At 70.3% G+C, this 16200-nt stretch carries 13 protein-coding genes; 9 read left to right on the top strand and 4 right to left on the bottom strand.

Annotated elements, in window-relative coordinates:
- Positions 1 to 16: 16 nt before the first annotated feature.
- Entirely contained in the window at positions 17 to 862 is an 846-nt protein-coding gene (locus PKF00_RS14410) for a DegV family protein (RefSeq protein WP_271217996.1), read from the bottom strand.
- A gap of 93 nt (positions 863 to 955) precedes the next feature.
- On the bottom strand, positions 956 to 2164 hold the full coding sequence (gene hutI, locus PKF00_RS14405; RefSeq protein ID WP_271217995.1) for an imidazolonepropionase: 1209 nt from the start codon (positions 2162 to 2164) through the stop codon (positions 956 to 958).
- An 858-nt stretch (positions 2165 to 3022) separates the two neighbouring features.
- Here hutI and PKF00_RS14400 point away from each other — a divergent pair.
- From PKF00_RS14400 to PKF00_RS14375, 6 genes are read left to right on the top strand one after another with little or no spacing between them, the layout of a single operon-like run.
- Positions 3023 to 3880, top strand: coding sequence for an STAS domain-containing protein (locus PKF00_RS14400; RefSeq protein ID WP_425582278.1), 858 nt, complete (start codon positions 3023 to 3025; stop codon positions 3878 to 3880).
- Entirely contained in the window at positions 3880 to 4260 is a 381-nt protein-coding gene (locus tag PKF00_RS14395) for an STAS domain-containing protein (protein ID WP_271217993.1), read from the top strand. The genes PKF00_RS14400 and PKF00_RS14395 overlap by 1 nt, the downstream gene beginning before the upstream one ends.
- Positions 4257 to 4658, top strand: coding sequence for an anti-sigma regulatory factor (locus PKF00_RS14390; protein WP_271217992.1), 402 nt, complete (start codon positions 4257 to 4259; stop codon positions 4656 to 4658). The genes PKF00_RS14395 and PKF00_RS14390 overlap by 4 nt, the downstream gene beginning before the upstream one ends.
- A complete protein-coding gene (locus PKF00_RS14385) occupies positions 4646 to 5656 on the top strand; it encodes an ATP-binding SpoIIE family protein phosphatase (protein ID WP_271217991.1) in 1011 nt (336 codons plus the stop codon). Before PKF00_RS14390 ends, PKF00_RS14385 begins: the two co-directional genes overlap by 13 nt.
- The gene (locus tag PKF00_RS14380; protein ID WP_271217990.1) at positions 5653 to 7392 is read left to right on the top strand and encodes an ATP-binding response regulator; all 1740 of its coding nucleotides are present in this window, start codon (positions 5653 to 5655) and stop codon (positions 7390 to 7392) included. Before PKF00_RS14385 ends, PKF00_RS14380 begins: the two co-directional genes overlap by 4 nt.
- Positions 7389 to 8981 (top strand): fused response regulator/phosphatase, encoded by a 1593-nt coding sequence (locus tag PKF00_RS14375; RefSeq protein ID WP_271217989.1) that lies wholly within the window; start codon positions 7389 to 7391, stop codon positions 8979 to 8981. The genes PKF00_RS14380 and PKF00_RS14375 overlap by 4 nt, the downstream gene beginning before the upstream one ends.
- A 99-nt stretch (positions 8982 to 9080) precedes the next feature.
- On the opposite strand, the gene hflX is transcribed toward PKF00_RS14375, so the two are convergent.
- Together hflX and PKF00_RS14365 are read right to left on the bottom strand one after the other, a co-directional pair.
- Positions 9081 to 10538 carry a GTPase HflX gene (hflX, locus tag PKF00_RS14370; RefSeq protein WP_425582277.1) on the bottom strand — a complete coding sequence of 486 codons (1458 nt, stop codon included), beginning with the start codon at positions 10536 to 10538 and terminating at the stop codon, positions 9081 to 9083.
- Between the two features lie 219 nt (positions 10539 to 10757).
- Positions 10758 to 11447: a DUF4097 family beta strand repeat-containing protein gene (locus tag PKF00_RS14365; protein ID WP_271217988.1), complete on the bottom strand. Its 690-nt coding sequence runs from the start codon at positions 11445 to 11447 to the stop codon at positions 10758 to 10760.
- Positions 11448 to 11681: 234 nt separating this feature from the next.
- On the opposite strand from PKF00_RS14365, the gene aceB reads away from it, so the two are divergent.
- From aceB to PKF00_RS14350, 3 genes are all read left to right on the top strand, one after another.
- Positions 11682 to 13268 carry a malate synthase A gene (gene aceB / locus PKF00_RS14360; protein ID WP_271217987.1) on the top strand — a complete coding sequence of 529 codons (1587 nt, stop codon included), beginning with the start codon at positions 11682 to 11684 and terminating at the stop codon, positions 13266 to 13268.
- 141 nt (positions 13269 to 13409) lie between these two features.
- Positions 13410 to 14867 carry an FAD-linked oxidase C-terminal domain-containing protein gene (locus tag PKF00_RS14355; RefSeq protein ID WP_271217986.1) on the top strand — a complete coding sequence of 486 codons (1458 nt, stop codon included), beginning with the start codon at positions 13410 to 13412 and terminating at the stop codon, positions 14865 to 14867.
- On the top strand, positions 14867 to 16198 hold the full coding sequence (locus PKF00_RS14350; RefSeq protein WP_271217985.1) for an FAD-binding oxidoreductase: 1332 nt from the start codon (positions 14867 to 14869) through the stop codon (positions 16196 to 16198). The genes PKF00_RS14355 and PKF00_RS14350 overlap by 1 nt, the downstream gene beginning before the upstream one ends.
- Positions 16199 to 16200: the final 2 nt, after the last annotated feature.

Below are 16200 nucleotides of genomic sequence, written 5' to 3'. Positions count from 1 at the left end.
CAGGCCGGGGACACCGTCAGGCCGGGGACACCGTCAGGCCGAGCATGCCAGGACCCGTGTGTGCGCCGATGACAGCGCCGACCTCGACGACCATGACCTTGGACAGTGCGGGGATGCGCGTGGGCAGCCGTACGGCCAGCGCCTCGGCGCGCGACCGGGTGGCGAGGTGCTGGACGGCGACGCGCACCGGGCCGGTTCCCGCGGCCTGGACGGCGAGGTCCTCCAGGCGCGCGATGGCACGGGCGGCGGTGCGGACCTTCTCCAGGGGGACGATCGCCCCCTCGGCGATGTGCAGCAGGGGTTTGACCATCAAAGCGGATCCGAGCAGAGTCGCCGCGGCGCCGATCCGCCCTCCCCTGCGCAGGTACTCCAGGGTGTCGACGTAGAAGAAGCTGCTGGTCGAGGCCAGACAGCGGCGCGCGGCGTCGGCCACGGCGGCCGGAGTCGCGCCCCTGGCCGCCGCTTCGGCGGCGGCGATGACGGGAAAGCCCAGGCCCATGGCGATCGACCTGCTGTCGATGACCTCGACGGGGATCAGGGAGTCTTCCGCCCCTGCGCGAGCGGCCTCGACCGTGCCCGACATGTCCCCCGAAAGATGGATGGAGACGACAGCCACCGCCCCCCGGGCCGCGGCCTCGTCGTAGGCGTCGGCGAAGCGCTGGGGGGCGGGCCTCGAGGTGGTCACCGGCGCCCATTCCCGTAGCGCGTCGTTCATACGCGCGCTGTCGACCTGCACCACGTCGTCGAGCGCCCTGCCACCCACGACCACCTGGAGGGGCACCACCGTGATCCCCAGCCGGGAGGTCTCCTCCCGCGGGAGGTACGCGGTGGAGTCCGTGACGACGGCGACCGATGGTGACATATCCAGAGATTACCCAGCTGAGATCACGTGACGAGGAGCGGAGTGACCCACCGGGTCGCTCCGCGTGCCGCGTGCCGCGAGAAGAGGAGGGAACTACTGGACGGGGGTTCCGCCACGCCAGACGCGGCGGGGCTTGAGGCCGAACGCCCAGGCGAAGGCCCCTTCATGGTCGGCGTCCCACTGGACGATGTCGGCCAGGCGGCCCGGAGCGAGAACTCCGCGGTCGGGAACGCCGAGCACGGTCGCGCCGCCGAGCGTCGCGGCGCGGAGGGCGTCGCCGACGCTCATCCCGAAGGCGGCCACGGCGAGGCTGATGACCAGGGACATCGAGGTGATGCCGCAGTGACCGGGGTTGTGATCGCTGCCGAGCGCCACGGTGACACCCTGGGCGAGCATGCGCCTGACCGGCGGCAGGCTGCCGTTCTGGAGCGCGGTTCCCGGGCAGACGACGGCGGGCACGCCATAGCGGGCCAGGATCGAGATGTCCTCGTCGGAGGTGTGGTGGAGCAGGTCGGCCGAGGCGCAGCCGAGCTCCGCCGCGAGTTGTACGGCGCCGCGGCGGCTGTAGGCGCCGGCGTGCAGACGCGGCAGCAGCCCGACGTTGCGCCCGGAGGCCAGGACCCAGCGGGCCTCGTCGGTGGTGAAGTGCCCCTCGTCGCAGTAGACGTCGACGCTGTCGGCTCCGGCGGCGGCCGCGTCGGCGCACCAGGCTCCGACGGCCTCGACGTAGTCGCGCTGACGGCCGAAGTACTCCGGCGGGACGACGTGCGCGGCGAGGAAGGTGACGTGCACGCGCGGCATCATCGGCTCTTTCTCGAGCTCGCGCAGAAGCCGCACGTCGGCCAGCTCGCCGTCACGCGTGAGGTGGTAGCCGGTCTTCGCCTCGACGGTGGTGGTGCCGCTGAGCAGCCACTCGCGCAGGCGCTCACGGACGCCGTTGCACAGGGTCCAGGGATCGGTGCCGCGCGTCACCGTGACGGTCGAGCCGATGCCGCCACCGGCGGCGGTGATCGCGGACGGGGTGGAGCCGCCGGAGCGCATGGCCATCTCGGCGTAGCGGTTGCCCGCGTAGACCGGATGGGTGTGGGCGTCGATCAGGCCGGGCGTGACCAGCGCACCGCCGAGGTTCTCGACGTGGTCGACGTCGACGATGTCGTCGACCACTCCCGGCACGCTCTGCGGCAGGTCCGCCGCCCGCCCGACCCACGCGATCCGGTCGTTGTGCACCAGGATCGCGGCGTTGCTGCACACGTCGTTGCCGGTCCAGAGCCGGCCGATGTTGGTCAGGAGGCGGACCGTCATCGCATCACAGCCTTGCACGCAGGGATAGATGTCGGGAGGGAGACCGTCTCCGGACACGACGAACCGTCCCGGCCGACGCGGGGCGTCAGGCTCGCCGGGTTCGCTGTGAGTCCAGACGACATTGGGGGAGTCTCCTGCTCTCATCCGCATATCGTTGTGCGGGGACAGTATCGCCGAGATCATGATCAGGCGATTTCAGTTCAGTTACGTTATTTCACAAGTGAGCTCGCTGTACAGGCTAATTGGGAAGAACGCCGCTTCACCGCAACCACATCTGACCCAGCGGTTCCGTGGCCCCGCGCGACCCGAACATGTTTGCACTGCTCAGGCCACTTCTTGCTCATCGACAACAGCGGTCACCAGGACAACTTGCGCCCCAGCTTCTCGCTGGATTTGCCTTATGGTAGCAATCCAAACCTTGGCCGACCACTGTCGCTTTTGAGGCTTTTGTACGGTTTCGCCGCGCCATCAGTGCATCCCACAAAGCCCACCCGTGGCAAGGATGTCATTTGAAAGGTCGCACACCACCCACCTAGGCTGTTGAAATCGAAGAGGCGGGCACGGTCCGCGCCGACGCGGCGACGGCAGGCCGGAGCCCGCGGGAGGAGCGGGCGCCCCGCTTCGCGGACCGGACGCCCGGGTTCGCGAACCGGCCCGCGGGAAAGCGGTGACGTTCACCACCCTCCGACAGGAGGACACGGCTCTCCCAGGGCTGGAGCGTGGCATTCACCGCCTTTTCCATCCGGCTTTCCTCCGTCCAGTGACACCCGTCACGCAGCCCCGAAACAGGCTTTAAGCAGGACATACCATGTAATCTTTCGGGCGAGCTATCCACAGGCCGCACGCATGGGAGTCACCTTGTCCGTCCCCACGGACGCCGGTCGGCGTCGCATAGAAGAGCTACTTCAGGAAAACGAGGAGCGCGTCCTCAAGCGCTGGCTGGAGATAGCGGGATCGTCCTCGAGCAGCCACGTGGACCGGAGCAGTCTGGCCGGGCAGCTGCGGGAGCTCTACCAGGCGCTGCGACAGTCGCTCGACGGGTCGGGAGACTCCGACCTGCGCGGACTGCTCGCCGAGCTCTCCCGTTCCCGCGCCCGCCAGGGGTTCACGCCGACCGAGACCGCCGTCGTGGTGTTCGGCCTGAAGGAGGCGCTCTACGAGAGCATCGAGACCGACGGCTCCCCCGAGGCTCTGCGGGGCTTCATCTGGTTCTCCCAGCTCATCGACGACCTGGGCCTGCTGACGATGGAGAACTACGCGGCCGCGCGCGAGAAGGTGATCATCGACCAGGCGGAGCAGCTCCTGGAGCTCTCCACCCCGGTGGTCAAGCTCTGGGAGGGCATCGTCGCGGTGCCACTGGTCGGCACGCTCGACTCGGCCAGGACCCAGGTGGTGATGGAGAAGCTGCTGCAGACGCTGGTCGACACCGGTTCCGAGCACGCGGTCATCGACATCACCGGCGTGCCCGCGGTGGACACCCAGGTCGCCCAGCACCTCCTCAAGACCGTGGTGGCGGCGCGGCTGATGGGCGCGGAGTGTGTGATCTCCGGCATCCGCCCGCAGATCGCCCACACCATCGTCACCCTCGGCATCGAGTTCGGCGACATCGTGACCAAGGCCTCCCTCGCCGACGCGCTCGCGCACGCGCTGCGGGAGAGCGGGGTCGAGTTCGTCAGCAGGAAGACACGCGTCGCTGTGCGGACCGAGGAGGACTGATGGACCGCGTACCCGTCCTGAAACTCGGAGACATCCTGATCGTCTCCATCCAGATCGACCTCCAGGACCAGAGTGTCCTGGCGCTCCAGGAGGACCTGGCGGACAAGGTCGTGGCGACAGGCGCGCGAGGTGTGATCATCGACATCACCGCGGTCGAGATCGTCGACTCCTTCATCGGGCGCATGCTGGCCACCATCGCGGCGATCTCCCGCATGCTCGACGCCGAGACGGTGGTCGTCGGCATGCGGCCCGCGGTGGCGATCACCCTCGTGGAACTCGGCCTCTCCCTCGGCGGCGTCCGCACCGCGCTCAACCTCGAGAAGGGCGTCGCGCTGCTGAACCACCTCGAGGGCTCCCGGATCGCCGCGGCCGTCCAGTGACCACTCCCGCCGAGCTGCCCGTCAACAGCAACAGCGACGTCGTCCTGGTGCGCCAGCACGTCAGGACCACGGCCATAGACGTGGGCCTGTCCCTTGTCGACCAGACCAAGGTCGTGACCGCGGCCAGCGAGCTGGCCCGCAACGCGCTGGTCTACGCGGGCGGCGGGCAGGTGCGCGTCGAGATCGTGCACAACGGCATTCGCAAGGGCCTGCGCCTGGTCTTCAGCGACGAGGGCCCCGGCATCCCCGACATCGAGCAGGCGCTCACCGACGGATGGACCACCGGCGGCGGGCTCGGCCTGGGGCTCAGCGGCTCCCGCAGGCTGGTCGACGAGTTCGACCTCAAATCGGCTCCCGGAGAGGGAACGCTGATCACGGTGACGAAATGGGCGAGGTGATCGGTTCCCAGAACGACACATGGGTGAGGGCCGAGGACGCGAGCGCGATCGGCTCTCTTCGGCGCGCCGCCGTGGTGCTGGCCGAGAACCGGGGGTTCGACGAGGAGGACACGGGGCGGGTGGCCGTCGCGGTCAGCGAGGCCGCCTCGAACCTGGTCAAGCACGCGATCGAGGGAACCATGCTGATCCGCCCCCATCCCGAGATGGCGTCGGCGGTCGAGGTCATCGCCGTCGACAGGGGACCGGGGATGCGCGACGTGTCCCGCGCCCTGCGCGACGGGTACTCCACCACGGGCACCCTCGGCATCGGCATGGGCGGCATCGCGCGGATGGCCAGCGGATACGAGGTTCACTCCATGCCTGGACGGGGCACTGTGCTCGGCATGTACTTCACCGCGCGCAAAGCCCCCCAGCCTCCGTGCCGGGTGAGCGGTGTGACGCGTCCGATCGGCGAGGAGCAGGTCTGCGGCGACGCGTTCGCGGCCTTCGACACCGGCGCCACGGTGACCGTGATGCTCTGCGACGGTCTCGGCCACGGCAGCGCGGCGGCCCACGCCTCGCGGGAGGCCGTACGGCTGTTCCTCGAACGCCCCGACCTCACGCCGATCGGTTCCCTTGAGCGGATCCACGCCGGGCTCGGCCAGACCAGGGGCGGCGCCGTCGCCGTCGCCCGCGTCGACCGGGTCGCGGGCACGGTGAACTTCGCGGGACTCGGCAACGTCTCCGCGTGGATCACCCACCACGAGGGCAGACAGGGAATGATCTCGGTGCCGGGGATAGCCGGCCACCAGGCCAGGACCCTGCGCCAGTACGACTACGTCGTGCCGCCGCACAGCGTGGTCGTGCTCCACTCCGACGGCCTGTCCGACCGTTGGGACGTCACCTCCTATCCCGGCCTCGTCACGCGCTCCCCCTCCGTCGTCGCCACCACGCTGCTGCGGGACGCCGGGACCCGCAGAGACGACGCGTGTGTGGTCGCCGTGAGGCCGGGCATATGAACCGCGATGCCGGGCACAGGGACAGCGAGGCCGGGCAACCGCACGGCGACGAGCTGATCCGGATGCATCTCCGGGACGAACAGGACGTGTTCGCCATGCGCAAGCTGGGCCGTGAGGTAGCCGAGGCCGCCGGGCTCGAGCCCCAGGACCAGATCCGCATGGCCACCGCCCTGAGCGAGATCGGACGGGAGGTGCTCGGCGAGAGGTCGGAGGCGTTCGCCGCCTTCATGCTCGTGCAGGACAGCCTGCTCGTCACGATCGACCTCCCGGCGAAGGCCGGTTTCCAGTCGGCGGACGGCGTGACGCTGGCGGGGCGTCTTGTCGACGTGATCGAACTGGATCCCGCCAGGGGAACGATAAGCATGCTCAAACGGCTCCCTCCCGGCCGCCAGAGACCCTCGGTGGCGGAAATACGGGCCAAACTCGCGAAGCTGACCCCCGCGACCGCTTACGACGAGCTGCGCCAGCAGAACCGCGAGCTCGCCGCGACCCTGGAGGAGGTCATGCAACTCAACGCCGAACTCCAGGAGACCAACCAGGGCGTGCTCGCCCTGTACAACCAGCTCTCCGAGGAGCTGGAGGAGACCAACCGCGGCGTCGTCGCGTTGTACGCCGAACTGGACGAGAAGTCCGCGCAGCTCAGGGAGGCGAGCGCCGCCAAGGACCGGTTCTGGGCCACGGTCAGTCACGAGCTGCGCACCCCGCTCAACTCGATCATCGGCCTGGTGCGTCTGCTGGTCGGCCCCGGCGGGGAACCGCTGGCCGACGAGCAGCAGCACCAGATCAAGCTCATCGGCTCATCGGCGGAGACGCTCCTCAACCTGGTGAGCGAGCTGCTCGACATGGCGAAGGCCCAGGCGGGCCGGCTGGATCCGCAGCCGGCTCCGGTGGACCTGGTCGCGCTGGCCGAGCGGCTGCGCATGACGCTGCGCCCGACGACGGGGACCGACCGGGTCTCCCTGTCGGTGACGGTCGCGGACGACGCGTCGGAGATCGTCACCGACGAGATGATGCTCACCCGCGTCCTGCGCAACCTGCTGTCCAACGCGCTGAAGTTCACCGAGGAGGGCGAGGTCGGCCTCGACGTGCGGCTTGACTCGGCCACCCACGAGGTCGTCTTCAGAGTGGTCGACACCGGGATCGGCGTGCCCGAGGAGCACCAGGCGCGTGTCTTCGAGGAGTTCTACCAGGTGCCCGGGCCGATCCAGGTGCGGACCAAGGGCACGGGGCTCGGCCTGCCGTACGCCCGCAGGCTGGCCGAGGCGATGGGCGGCACGCTCAGGCTGGCCAGTACGGCGGGGCAGGGGACCACGGTCACCCTCAGGCTGCCGATCCGCGACGGCAGGGTTCCGGTGATCGACCGGGTCCTCGTCGCCGACGACGACGAGGAGTTCCGCGCCACCGTGCGACGGATGCTCTCCGGGTTCGCCGCCCATGTCGACGAGGCCGCGGACGGCCTGGTCGCGCTCGAGATGATGGCGTTGAACCCGCCGGACCTCGCGCTGGTCGACCTGCTGATGCCCAGGCTCGACGGCGCCGCCCTGCTGCAGCGGATGGCCGCCGACGAACGGCTGCGCGAGGTGCCGGTGGTCGTGGTGACCGTCGCGAGCTCGCACCAGTACCCCCAGGAGGCCCGCACGATCGTCCCCAAGCAGGGACTGCGCAGGGACAGCCTGCTGAAGGCCGTACGGAGCGCCCTGGGGCAGGGTGAGGACTCCGAGGCGGAGTCACGATGACCGACGGGCAGGCCACGGTGCTCGTCGTGGACGACACCCCGACCAAGCTCTACATCCTGTCCAGCTGGCTGCGGCGTTCCGGGCACCAGGTGATGCAGGCGACCGGCGGCCTCGAGGCGCTCGCCAAGGTCCGGGAGATACGGCCTGACCTGGTCGTCCTCGACGTCCGGCTGCCCGACATCAGCGGCTACGAGGTCTGCGAGCAGATCAAGGCGGACCCCGCGACCGCCTCGATACCGGTCGTCCAGATCTCCGGGGCGGCAATCACCCCCGCGGACCGGGCCCACGGGCTCGAACGCGGGGCCGACGCGTACCTCGCGGAACCGGTCGAGCCCGACGAGTTCGCCGCGACGGTCGAGGCCACTCTGCGTTACTACCGGGCGCGGCAGCGAGCGGAGCGGATGGCCGAGCGGCTCGCCGCCCTCACCGAGGTCACCCTCGCGATGAACTCCGCCGACACCTTCGACGAGCTTCTCGCCACCGCCGTCGAGGGCACCTCGCGGATCCTGGACCGGCAGGCGGGGACGCTGGCGCTGCCCCCGGACGGGCGGATACGCAGGTACGCCGCCACTCCCCCGGAGAGCGTCGCCACGTCCAGGAGCACGACACCGGACACCCTGCCCAGGCTGAGCTCGATATCGCTGGGCAACGCCGCCGGGACGCAGGTCTTCACAGTCGCCCTCGACGACTGGCTGAAACTGATTCCGGACTCGCCCGTCGAGGGCGGCATCACCGGGGTGCTGTGCCGCACCAAGGTCGGCAGGCCGCCGGTCTACCTCGGCGTCGAGGCGGTGCCCGTGCTCGACGAGGACGAGTCCAACGTCCTGCGCCAGCTCGGACAGGCCCTGGCCCTCGCGGTCGACGCGCTGCGCGCGTATGCGGAGGAGCACGCGATCGCCCTCACCCTGCAGCGCAGCCTGCTGCCCGCCAGCCTCCCCAAGACTCCGGGACTGGAGATCAGCTGGCGTTACCAGCCCTCGGTCGACAACATCGAGGTGGGCGGTGACTTCTACGAGGTCCTGCGGCTGGGCGAGCGGGTGCTGATCGCCATCGGGGACGTCCAGGGGCACTCCCTGCTCGCCGCGACGGTCATGGCGGAGCTCCGCCACGCGCTGCGCGCCTCCCTCATCGGCACGGTGGACCTCGGGGCGTCCATGGCCCTGCTCAACGACGTGCTGCGGCGTTACCACCCCGGCATGACCGCCACCGTGTGCCTGACCCTCATCGATCCGGCCACCGGGGAGATGGAGGTCGCGAACGCGGGCCACATCCCGCCGCTGCTCATCGGCGACGACGAGGCCCGCTACGACCGGCTGGGCAACCTCCTGCTGGGCGTGGCCGACGAGACCTACCGGGTCGACACGCTGACCGTGCCGGAGAACGGGGTCGTGCTGATGTTCACCGACGGCCTCATCGAAGACCGCGACAAGCTGCTCGACGAGAGCCTGGAGATCGTACGGCACCTGGCGGAGACAGTCGAGGAGGACCTCGAGCTCTTCTGCGACCGGTTGATCAAGCAGTTCGGCGCCCGCGAGGACGACGTGGCGCTCGTGGCCTTCCGCCGCAGGAAGCCGGGACCGAACCCGTAGGCGTCCGGCGGAAAGTCACACGGAAACGGCGACACCCCGCCCCCGCCGTACCCGTTCGCGGCGAACGGGTGGCGGGGACGGGGTGCGGACAGTCCCGGGTCAGACGGTCTCGACCGGCTTGGCGGTCCTCTCCAGCTCGGCGAAGAGACTCGGCAGCACCCTGGCGTGCAGGATCGTGCCGTCTCCCGTGTGCTCGAGGCCGAGAACCTCGCCCTCCTTGTGGGCCCTGGAGATCAGGTCACCGCGCTGGTACGGCACGAGCAGCCTGACCTCCTGGTCGAACCGGGGCAGTTCCCGCTCGATCAGCGCCATCAGCTCGCCGATCCCGGCGCCGGTGCGGGCCGAGACCACGACGGTGTGCTTCTCCCTCGCGGTCAGCTGGGCCAACACCACCGGGTCGGCGACGTCGGCCTTGTTGATGACGACGATCTCCGGGATGTCGCGCGCGCCCTCGATGTCGGCGACCACCTCCCGCACGGCGGCGAGCTGCGACTCGGGGTCGGGGTGCGAGCCGTCGACCACGTGCAGGATCAGGTCGGCGTCGCCGATCTCCTCCAGCGTGGAACGGAAGGCCTCGACCAGCTGGTGCGGCAGGTGCCGGACGAACCCGACGGTGTCGGCCAGCGTGAACAGCCTGCCCTCCGGCGTGTGCGCCCTGCGGACCGTCGGGTCCAGCGTGGCGAACAGGGCGTCCTCGACCAGCACGCCCGCGCTGGTCAGACGGTTCAGCAGCGAGGACTTGCCCGCGTTGGTGTAACCGGCGATGGCCACGGCAGGCACCTCGCGCTCCAGGCGCCGCGCCCGCTTGGTCTCCCGCGCGGTGGTCATCTCCGTGATCTGCCGGCGCAGCTTGGCCATCCGCTCGCGGATCCGCCTGCGGTCCAGCTCGATCTTGGTCTCACCGGGGCCTCGGCCGCCCATGCCGACGCCGCCCGCGGCGCGACCGCCGACCTGGCGGGACAGGTTGCCACCCCAGCCTCGCAGGCGCGGCAGCAGGTAGTTGAGCTGGGCGAGCTCGACCTGCGCCTTGCCCTCCCTGCTCTTGGCGTGCTGGGCGAAGATGTCGAGGATCAGCATGGTCCGGTCGATGACCTTGACCTTGACGACCTCCTCCAGCTGCCGGAGCTGGCCGGGGCTCAGCTCGCCGTCGCACACCACGGTGTCGGCGCCGGTGGCGGAGACGATGTCGGCGAGCTCCTGCGCCTTGCCCGAGCCGATGTAGGTCGCGGTGTCGGGCTTCTGACGGCGCTGGATCACTCCTTCCAGGACTTCCGATCCCGCGGTCTCCGCGAGGAGCTTCAGCTCAAGGAGCGAGTTCTCCGCGTCGACCGCCGTGCCCGAGGTCCAGACGCCGACGAGGACGACCCGCTCAAGTCGCAGCTGGCGGTACTCGACCTCGGTGACGTCCTGGAGCTCTGTCGAGAGCCCCGCGACCCGGCGTAGCGCCTGGCGTTCGGCCAGATCCATCTCGCCGATCTCGGGAAGGTCGTCGAAGGGGTCGATGTCCAGCGGCTCACGAGTGTCTATGTCGTTGCTCCATTCAGATGCGTGGTTCATGTGCGTCATCTCTTATGAGAACGCCTGAACACCTCAGGTCTCTTCCCCAAGATGGTGTCATGCGAACGCCAGACACTTCATCTGGTTATCCACCCGTTCGCCACGAAAGCAGACGTCCACCTGCCCGTGGAGGCGTCACCTCGCCGCGCGAGGGGACGCCCGCCCGGGACCGCGGGCCCCTCGCGTCCCCGGCAGCGGGTTCGCCGTGTCCGGCCCGCCTCAGGCGGGCAGGACCTTGGCGTCGCCCGCGCCGGTCTGCACCGAGACGCTGCTCTGGGAGGACGGGTCCTTGTCGACGTTGACGGTCCTGTCTCCGGCGCCGGTCTTGGCCGACACGTTGTAGCTTCCCTTGGGCAGCCACAGGGTCGCGTCGCCCGCACCGGTCTCGACCTCCACGCGCTCGGGTACGACGGCGAACCTGATCTCGACGTTGCCCGCGCCGGTGGTCGCGACGAGCTTCTTGGTCCCCAGGGCGCCGGCCTCGATGTCGCCCGAGGTCGCGGTCGCGTCCACCTCACCCGTCAGCGAGCGCAGCGTGACGTCTCCCGCCCCGGACTCCAGCGTGGCCTTCAGCCCCTTGGGAACCTCGACCTTGTAGTCGATCGTGCAGTTCGAGCAGTCGTGGCGCAACGTGAGCGTGCCGCCGTCGACGGGGTGCTCGGTCTTGGGCTGGTCCGCCTTGTCGCCATTCCAGCGGATCGTCTCGGTCACCCGGACTCCGGAACGGTCGGACTCGTTGACCACGATGTCCCCCGCGCCCGTGTACGCCTCGAGCGCCGTGACGGCGTCGCCGACGTCGTAGGAGACGACGGCCTGGTTCCGTTCTCCGAGGCCCACGTCGAGGCGGCAGCCGGACAGCACAAGGACCGAGCCCAGGAGCGCCCCCGCAACGATCACGTTCTTCTTCATGAGCCCAATCCTTGATTTCCCGAAAAGCCGTTCGCTTCCCTCTGACGAGCGGTCCTTCCGCTCCCTCCTCGGAGGGAGCCGTCCCAACTGTCGCCGAACACGGCACCGCCCTTCATCGGGGAATCCCCGGACACGACCCCTTAGGGGACCCCTGTTTTTGACCGGTAAGTGACCATCGAGTAGCGTCGATTCCATAATTCAGAAGAGTTTTTCCACCCTGCGGAAAGGAAGCTCATGGACGGCGTTGAGATCACCGGCCCTTCGGGAGACCGGTTCGACGAGATCCTCACGCCGGAGGCGCTGGCCTTCACGGCCGCGCTCCAGCGCGAGTTCGGCGCCCGGCGCCTCGAGCTGCTCCAGGCTCGCCAGGAGCGTCAGGCGGAGTTGTCGGCGGGCGGCGCCCTCGACTTCCTCCCGGAGACCGGGCACGTCCGCGAGTCCGAGTGGCGGGTCGCCCCGCCCGCTCCCGGCCTGGAGGACCGCCGTGTGGAGATCACCGGCCCGGTCGACCGGAAGATGACGATCAACGCGCTGAACTCCGGGGCCAGGGTCTGGCTGGCCGACTTCGAGGACGCCAACGCCCCCACCTGGGAGAACACCGTCAACGGCCAGCTCAACCTGCGTGACGCGCTGGACCGGAGGATCGACTTCTCCGCGGGGGGCAAGGACTACGCGCTCCGGCCGGACGAGGAGCTCGCCACGATCGTGGTCCGCCCGCGCGGCTGGCATCTGGAGGAGAAGCACCTCACTCTCGACGGCGTCCCGTTCTCCGGGTCGATCGTCGACTTCGGCCTCTACTTCTTCCACTCTGCGCGACGGCAGATCGCCAAGGGCAGGGGCCCCTACTTCTACCTGCCGAAGCTGGAGTCCCATCTGGAGGCCCGCCTCTGGAACGACGTCTTCGTCAGGGCTCAGGACCTGCTGGGCGTCCCGCAGGGCACGATCCGCGCGACCGTCCTGATCGAGACCTACCCGGCCGCGTTCGAGATGGAGGAGATCCTCTACGAGCTCCGCGACCACTCGGCGGGGCTCAACGCGGGCCGATGGGACTACCTGTTCAGCGTGATCAAGAAGTTCCGCACCCGGGGCAGGGAGTTCCTGCTGCCGGAGCGCAACGCGGTGACCATGACGGCCCCCTTCATGCGCGCCTACACCGAGCTCCTGGTCCGCACCTGCCACAAGCGCGGCGCCCACGCCATCGGCGGCATGGCCGCCTTCATCCCCTCCCGCCGCGACCCCGAGGTCAACAGGGTCGCCCTGGAGAAGGTCACCGCCGACAAGACCCGCGAGTCGGGAGACGGGTTCGACGGCTCATGGGTGGCCCACCCCGACCTGGTCCCGATCTGCCGAGAGGTGTTCGACGGCGTCCTCGGCGACCGGCCCAACCAGCTCGACCGGCTGCGTGAGGACGTCTCCGTCTCCGCCGCCGACCTGCTGGCGGTCTCGAAGACCCCGGGCGACATCACCGAGGCGGGCCTGCGCAACAACGTGGACGTGGCCCTGCGCTACCTCGCGGCCTGGATGGGCGGGCTGGGCGCGGTGGCGATCCACAACCTGATGGAGGACGCCGCGACCGCGGAGATCTCCCGCTCCCAGATCTGGCAGTGGATCCACAACGACATCGAGCTCGCCGACACCGGCGCCACGGTCACCAGGGAGCTCGTCGAGCGGATCATCGACGAGGAACTCGCCGGGATCGCCGCGGAACCCGGCTACGACGAGGCCCGCTACGCCCAGGCCACCGCCCTGTTCAAGGAGGTCGCCCTCGACGACGACTTCGTGGAGTTCCTGACGTTGCCCGCGTACGCCCGCATGCCCTGAGGACCGCCGGTCCGGGCGGGCGCCCCTCGAGGAGGCGCCCGCCCCAAAAGGACGCGGGAGTCTCCGGGGACGGCGACGGGGCCGCCGGGCTCCGGGGCGTCCAGGACACACGGTCAGGGCACACGGAAGGAGGCAGGAGCGATGTCGGCGAAGACACTCGAAGAGCCGGTCCGGCGCTTCCAGGAGTTCCTCGGCCACGGCTGCGTGGTCACCGATCCGGTACGGCTGCGCACCTACGAGTGCGACGGCCTGACCCACCACCGCGCGACTCCCGGGGTCGTCGTGCTGCCGGAGACCGCCGAGCAGGTCGCGGCCGTGGTGCGGATCTGCGCCGAGCACGGCGTGCCGTTCGTGGCCAGGGGCGCGGGAACCGGCCTGTCGGGCGGGGCGCTGCCGAGGACCGACGGGGTGCTGATCGTCACCTCGAAGATGCGGAGGATCATCTCGATCGACCTGGCGAACCGGCGGGCCGTGGTCGAGCCGGGGGTCACCAACCTGGCGATCACCGAGGCCGTCCGCGACCAGGGCTACTACTACGCGCCGGACCCGTCGAGCCAGCAGGTCTGCTCCATCGGCGGCAACGTGGCGGAAAACTCGGGCGGCGCGCACTGCCTGAAGTACGGCTTCACGGTCAACCACGTGCGGGCCCTGGAGATCGTCACCCCGGACGGCGACATCGTGGAGCTGTCGGAGAACGATCCCGGCTACGACCTGCTGGGCGCCTTCGTCGGCTCGGAGGGCACGCTGGGCGTCACCACCAAGGTCACCGTACGGCTGACGCGGGCCCCGCAGGCCGTGACGACCCTGCTCGCCGCGTTCGACGGCACCGAGCGGGGCGGCCGGGCGGTCTCGGCGATCATCGGCGGAGGCATCCTGCCTGCGGCGATCGAGATGATGGACGCCCTGGCCATCGAGGCGGCCGAGGCCGCGGTGTCCTGCGCCTACCCGGAGGGCGCGGGGGCGGTGCTCATCGTGGAGCTGGACGGCCCCGCCCCCGAGGTCGCGCACCAGTTCGGCGAGGTGACACGGATCTGCGCGGAGAACGGCGCGTTCGAGCTGCGGACCGCCGCCGGCGCCGCGGAGAGGGCGGCCATCTGGAAGGGCCGCAAGTCGGCCTTCGCCGCGGTCGGCAGGATCAGCCCGGCCTACATCGTGCAGGACGGGGTCGTGCCCAGGACCGCGCTGCCCGGGGTGCTGGCGGACATCGACCGGCTGTCGCGGGAGCACGGCATCAGGGTGGCCAACGTCTTCCACGCGGGGGACGGCAACCTGCATCCGCTGGTGCTGTTCGACGACGGCGAGCCGGGCGCGGCCGAGCGGGCCGAGCTCGTCTCGGGCAGGATCCTGGACCTCTGCGTCGAGCACGGCGGCTCCATCACCGGCGAACACGGCGTCGGCGTCGACAAGTCTCGATATATGACGAAAATGTTCTCCGACGACGATCTCGACACCATGCAGTTGGTGCGCTGCGCCTTCGACCCCCTGGGTCTGTCGAACCCGGGCAAGGTCTTCCCGACCCCGCGGCTGTGCGGCGAGGTTCCCGGAGTGCGCAAAGGCGCGCACCCGCTGGTCGAGTCAGGACAGGCGGAGCAGTTCTGATGGACGCCCTGAGCGAGACCGGTGTGACGCTCCGGCGGGCCGGGGCCGACGACGCCGTGGCCGGGGTCGTGCCCCGCTGGGTCGCGCTGCCCGAGACCACCGCGGACGTCGCCGCGCTGATGCGGGCCTGCGCCGCCCACGACCTCGCCGTGGTCCCCACGGGAGAGGGGACCAAGCTGAACTGGGGAAACCCGCCCGAGCGGTGCGATCTGCTGGTCGACACCCGCCGCCTCGCCCTCGAGGGCGGCGCCTTCGTCGAGCACTCCCCCGGCGACCTGGTGGTCAGGGTCAGCGCGGGACTCGCCGTGAACGCACTGGCCTCCTTCCCCGGTTTCCGGCAGGAGCTGGCCCTGGACAACCCGCTGCCCGCGGGCACCGTCGGCGGCACGCTCGCCACCGCGGTCGCGGGCCCCCGCAGGTTCAGGTACGGCACCGCCCGCGACCTGCTGATCGGCGTCACCGTCGTGCTTGCCGACGGCACGACCGCGAGGTCGGGCGGCCGGGTCGTCAAGAACGTCGCGGGTTACGACCTGGGCAAGCTCTTCTGCGGCTCGTACGGAACGCTCGGCGTCATCACCGAGGCCGTCTTCCGCCTCCATCCGGCCCCGAGGGAACGCCGCTGGATCACCGTGGAGACGCCCGCGTCCCCGGCTTCGGAAAGGCCCGCGACGGGCGAAGGGGACGCCCTCCCGGACACGGCCGCCTCCCCGTCCGGGCTCGCCTCCCCGTCCGGGCTCGCCGCCCCGGACGCGTTCACCGCCCTGGACGCGCTCGCCGCCGAGTTCGCGGCCTCCCAGGCGGAACCGAGCGCCGTCGAGGTCGACTGGCCCGGCCCGGGAGGCGGGCCCACCGTGGCCGCCCTCGTGGAGGGGACGGCGGCCGAGGAGCGGGCGCGGGCCGTACTGGCCCTGGCGGACGGGCACGGGGACGCGCGGATCGGCGAGGCCGCACCGGCCTGGTGGAACACGCTGCCCGGCGACGACGTGCTGCTGGAGGCGCGGGTTCCGCCCGCGGGCACGGGCGACGCGATACGGGCCGTCGCGGTACGCGGACTGTCCGCGCGGGTGCGTGGATCGGCGGCGTCGGGGGTTCTCAGGGTCACCCTGCCGCATGACGTCGGCCATGAGGCGTTCGCGGCCTTCGTCTCGTCCATGCGTGACGACCTGGGCCGCCTCGGCGGCGGCCTGACCGTGCTCGCCGCGCCGTACGAGCTGGCCCGCGGGGTGGACCGCTGGGGGCCGGTGAGCGCGCTGCCGCTGATGCGGCGGGTCAAGGAACGGTTCGACCCGGACCGGAGGATGTCCCCCGGCCGGTTCGTCGGAGGGATCTGAAG

Origin of the sequence: Streptosporangium carneum, assembly GCF_027922005.1 — a bacterium.
In the GTDB taxonomy this organism is placed as follows: domain Bacteria; phylum Actinomycetota; class Actinomycetes; order Streptosporangiales; family Streptosporangiaceae; genus Streptosporangium; species Streptosporangium carneum.
This window is presented reverse-complemented; position numbering and strand designations above follow the sequence as displayed.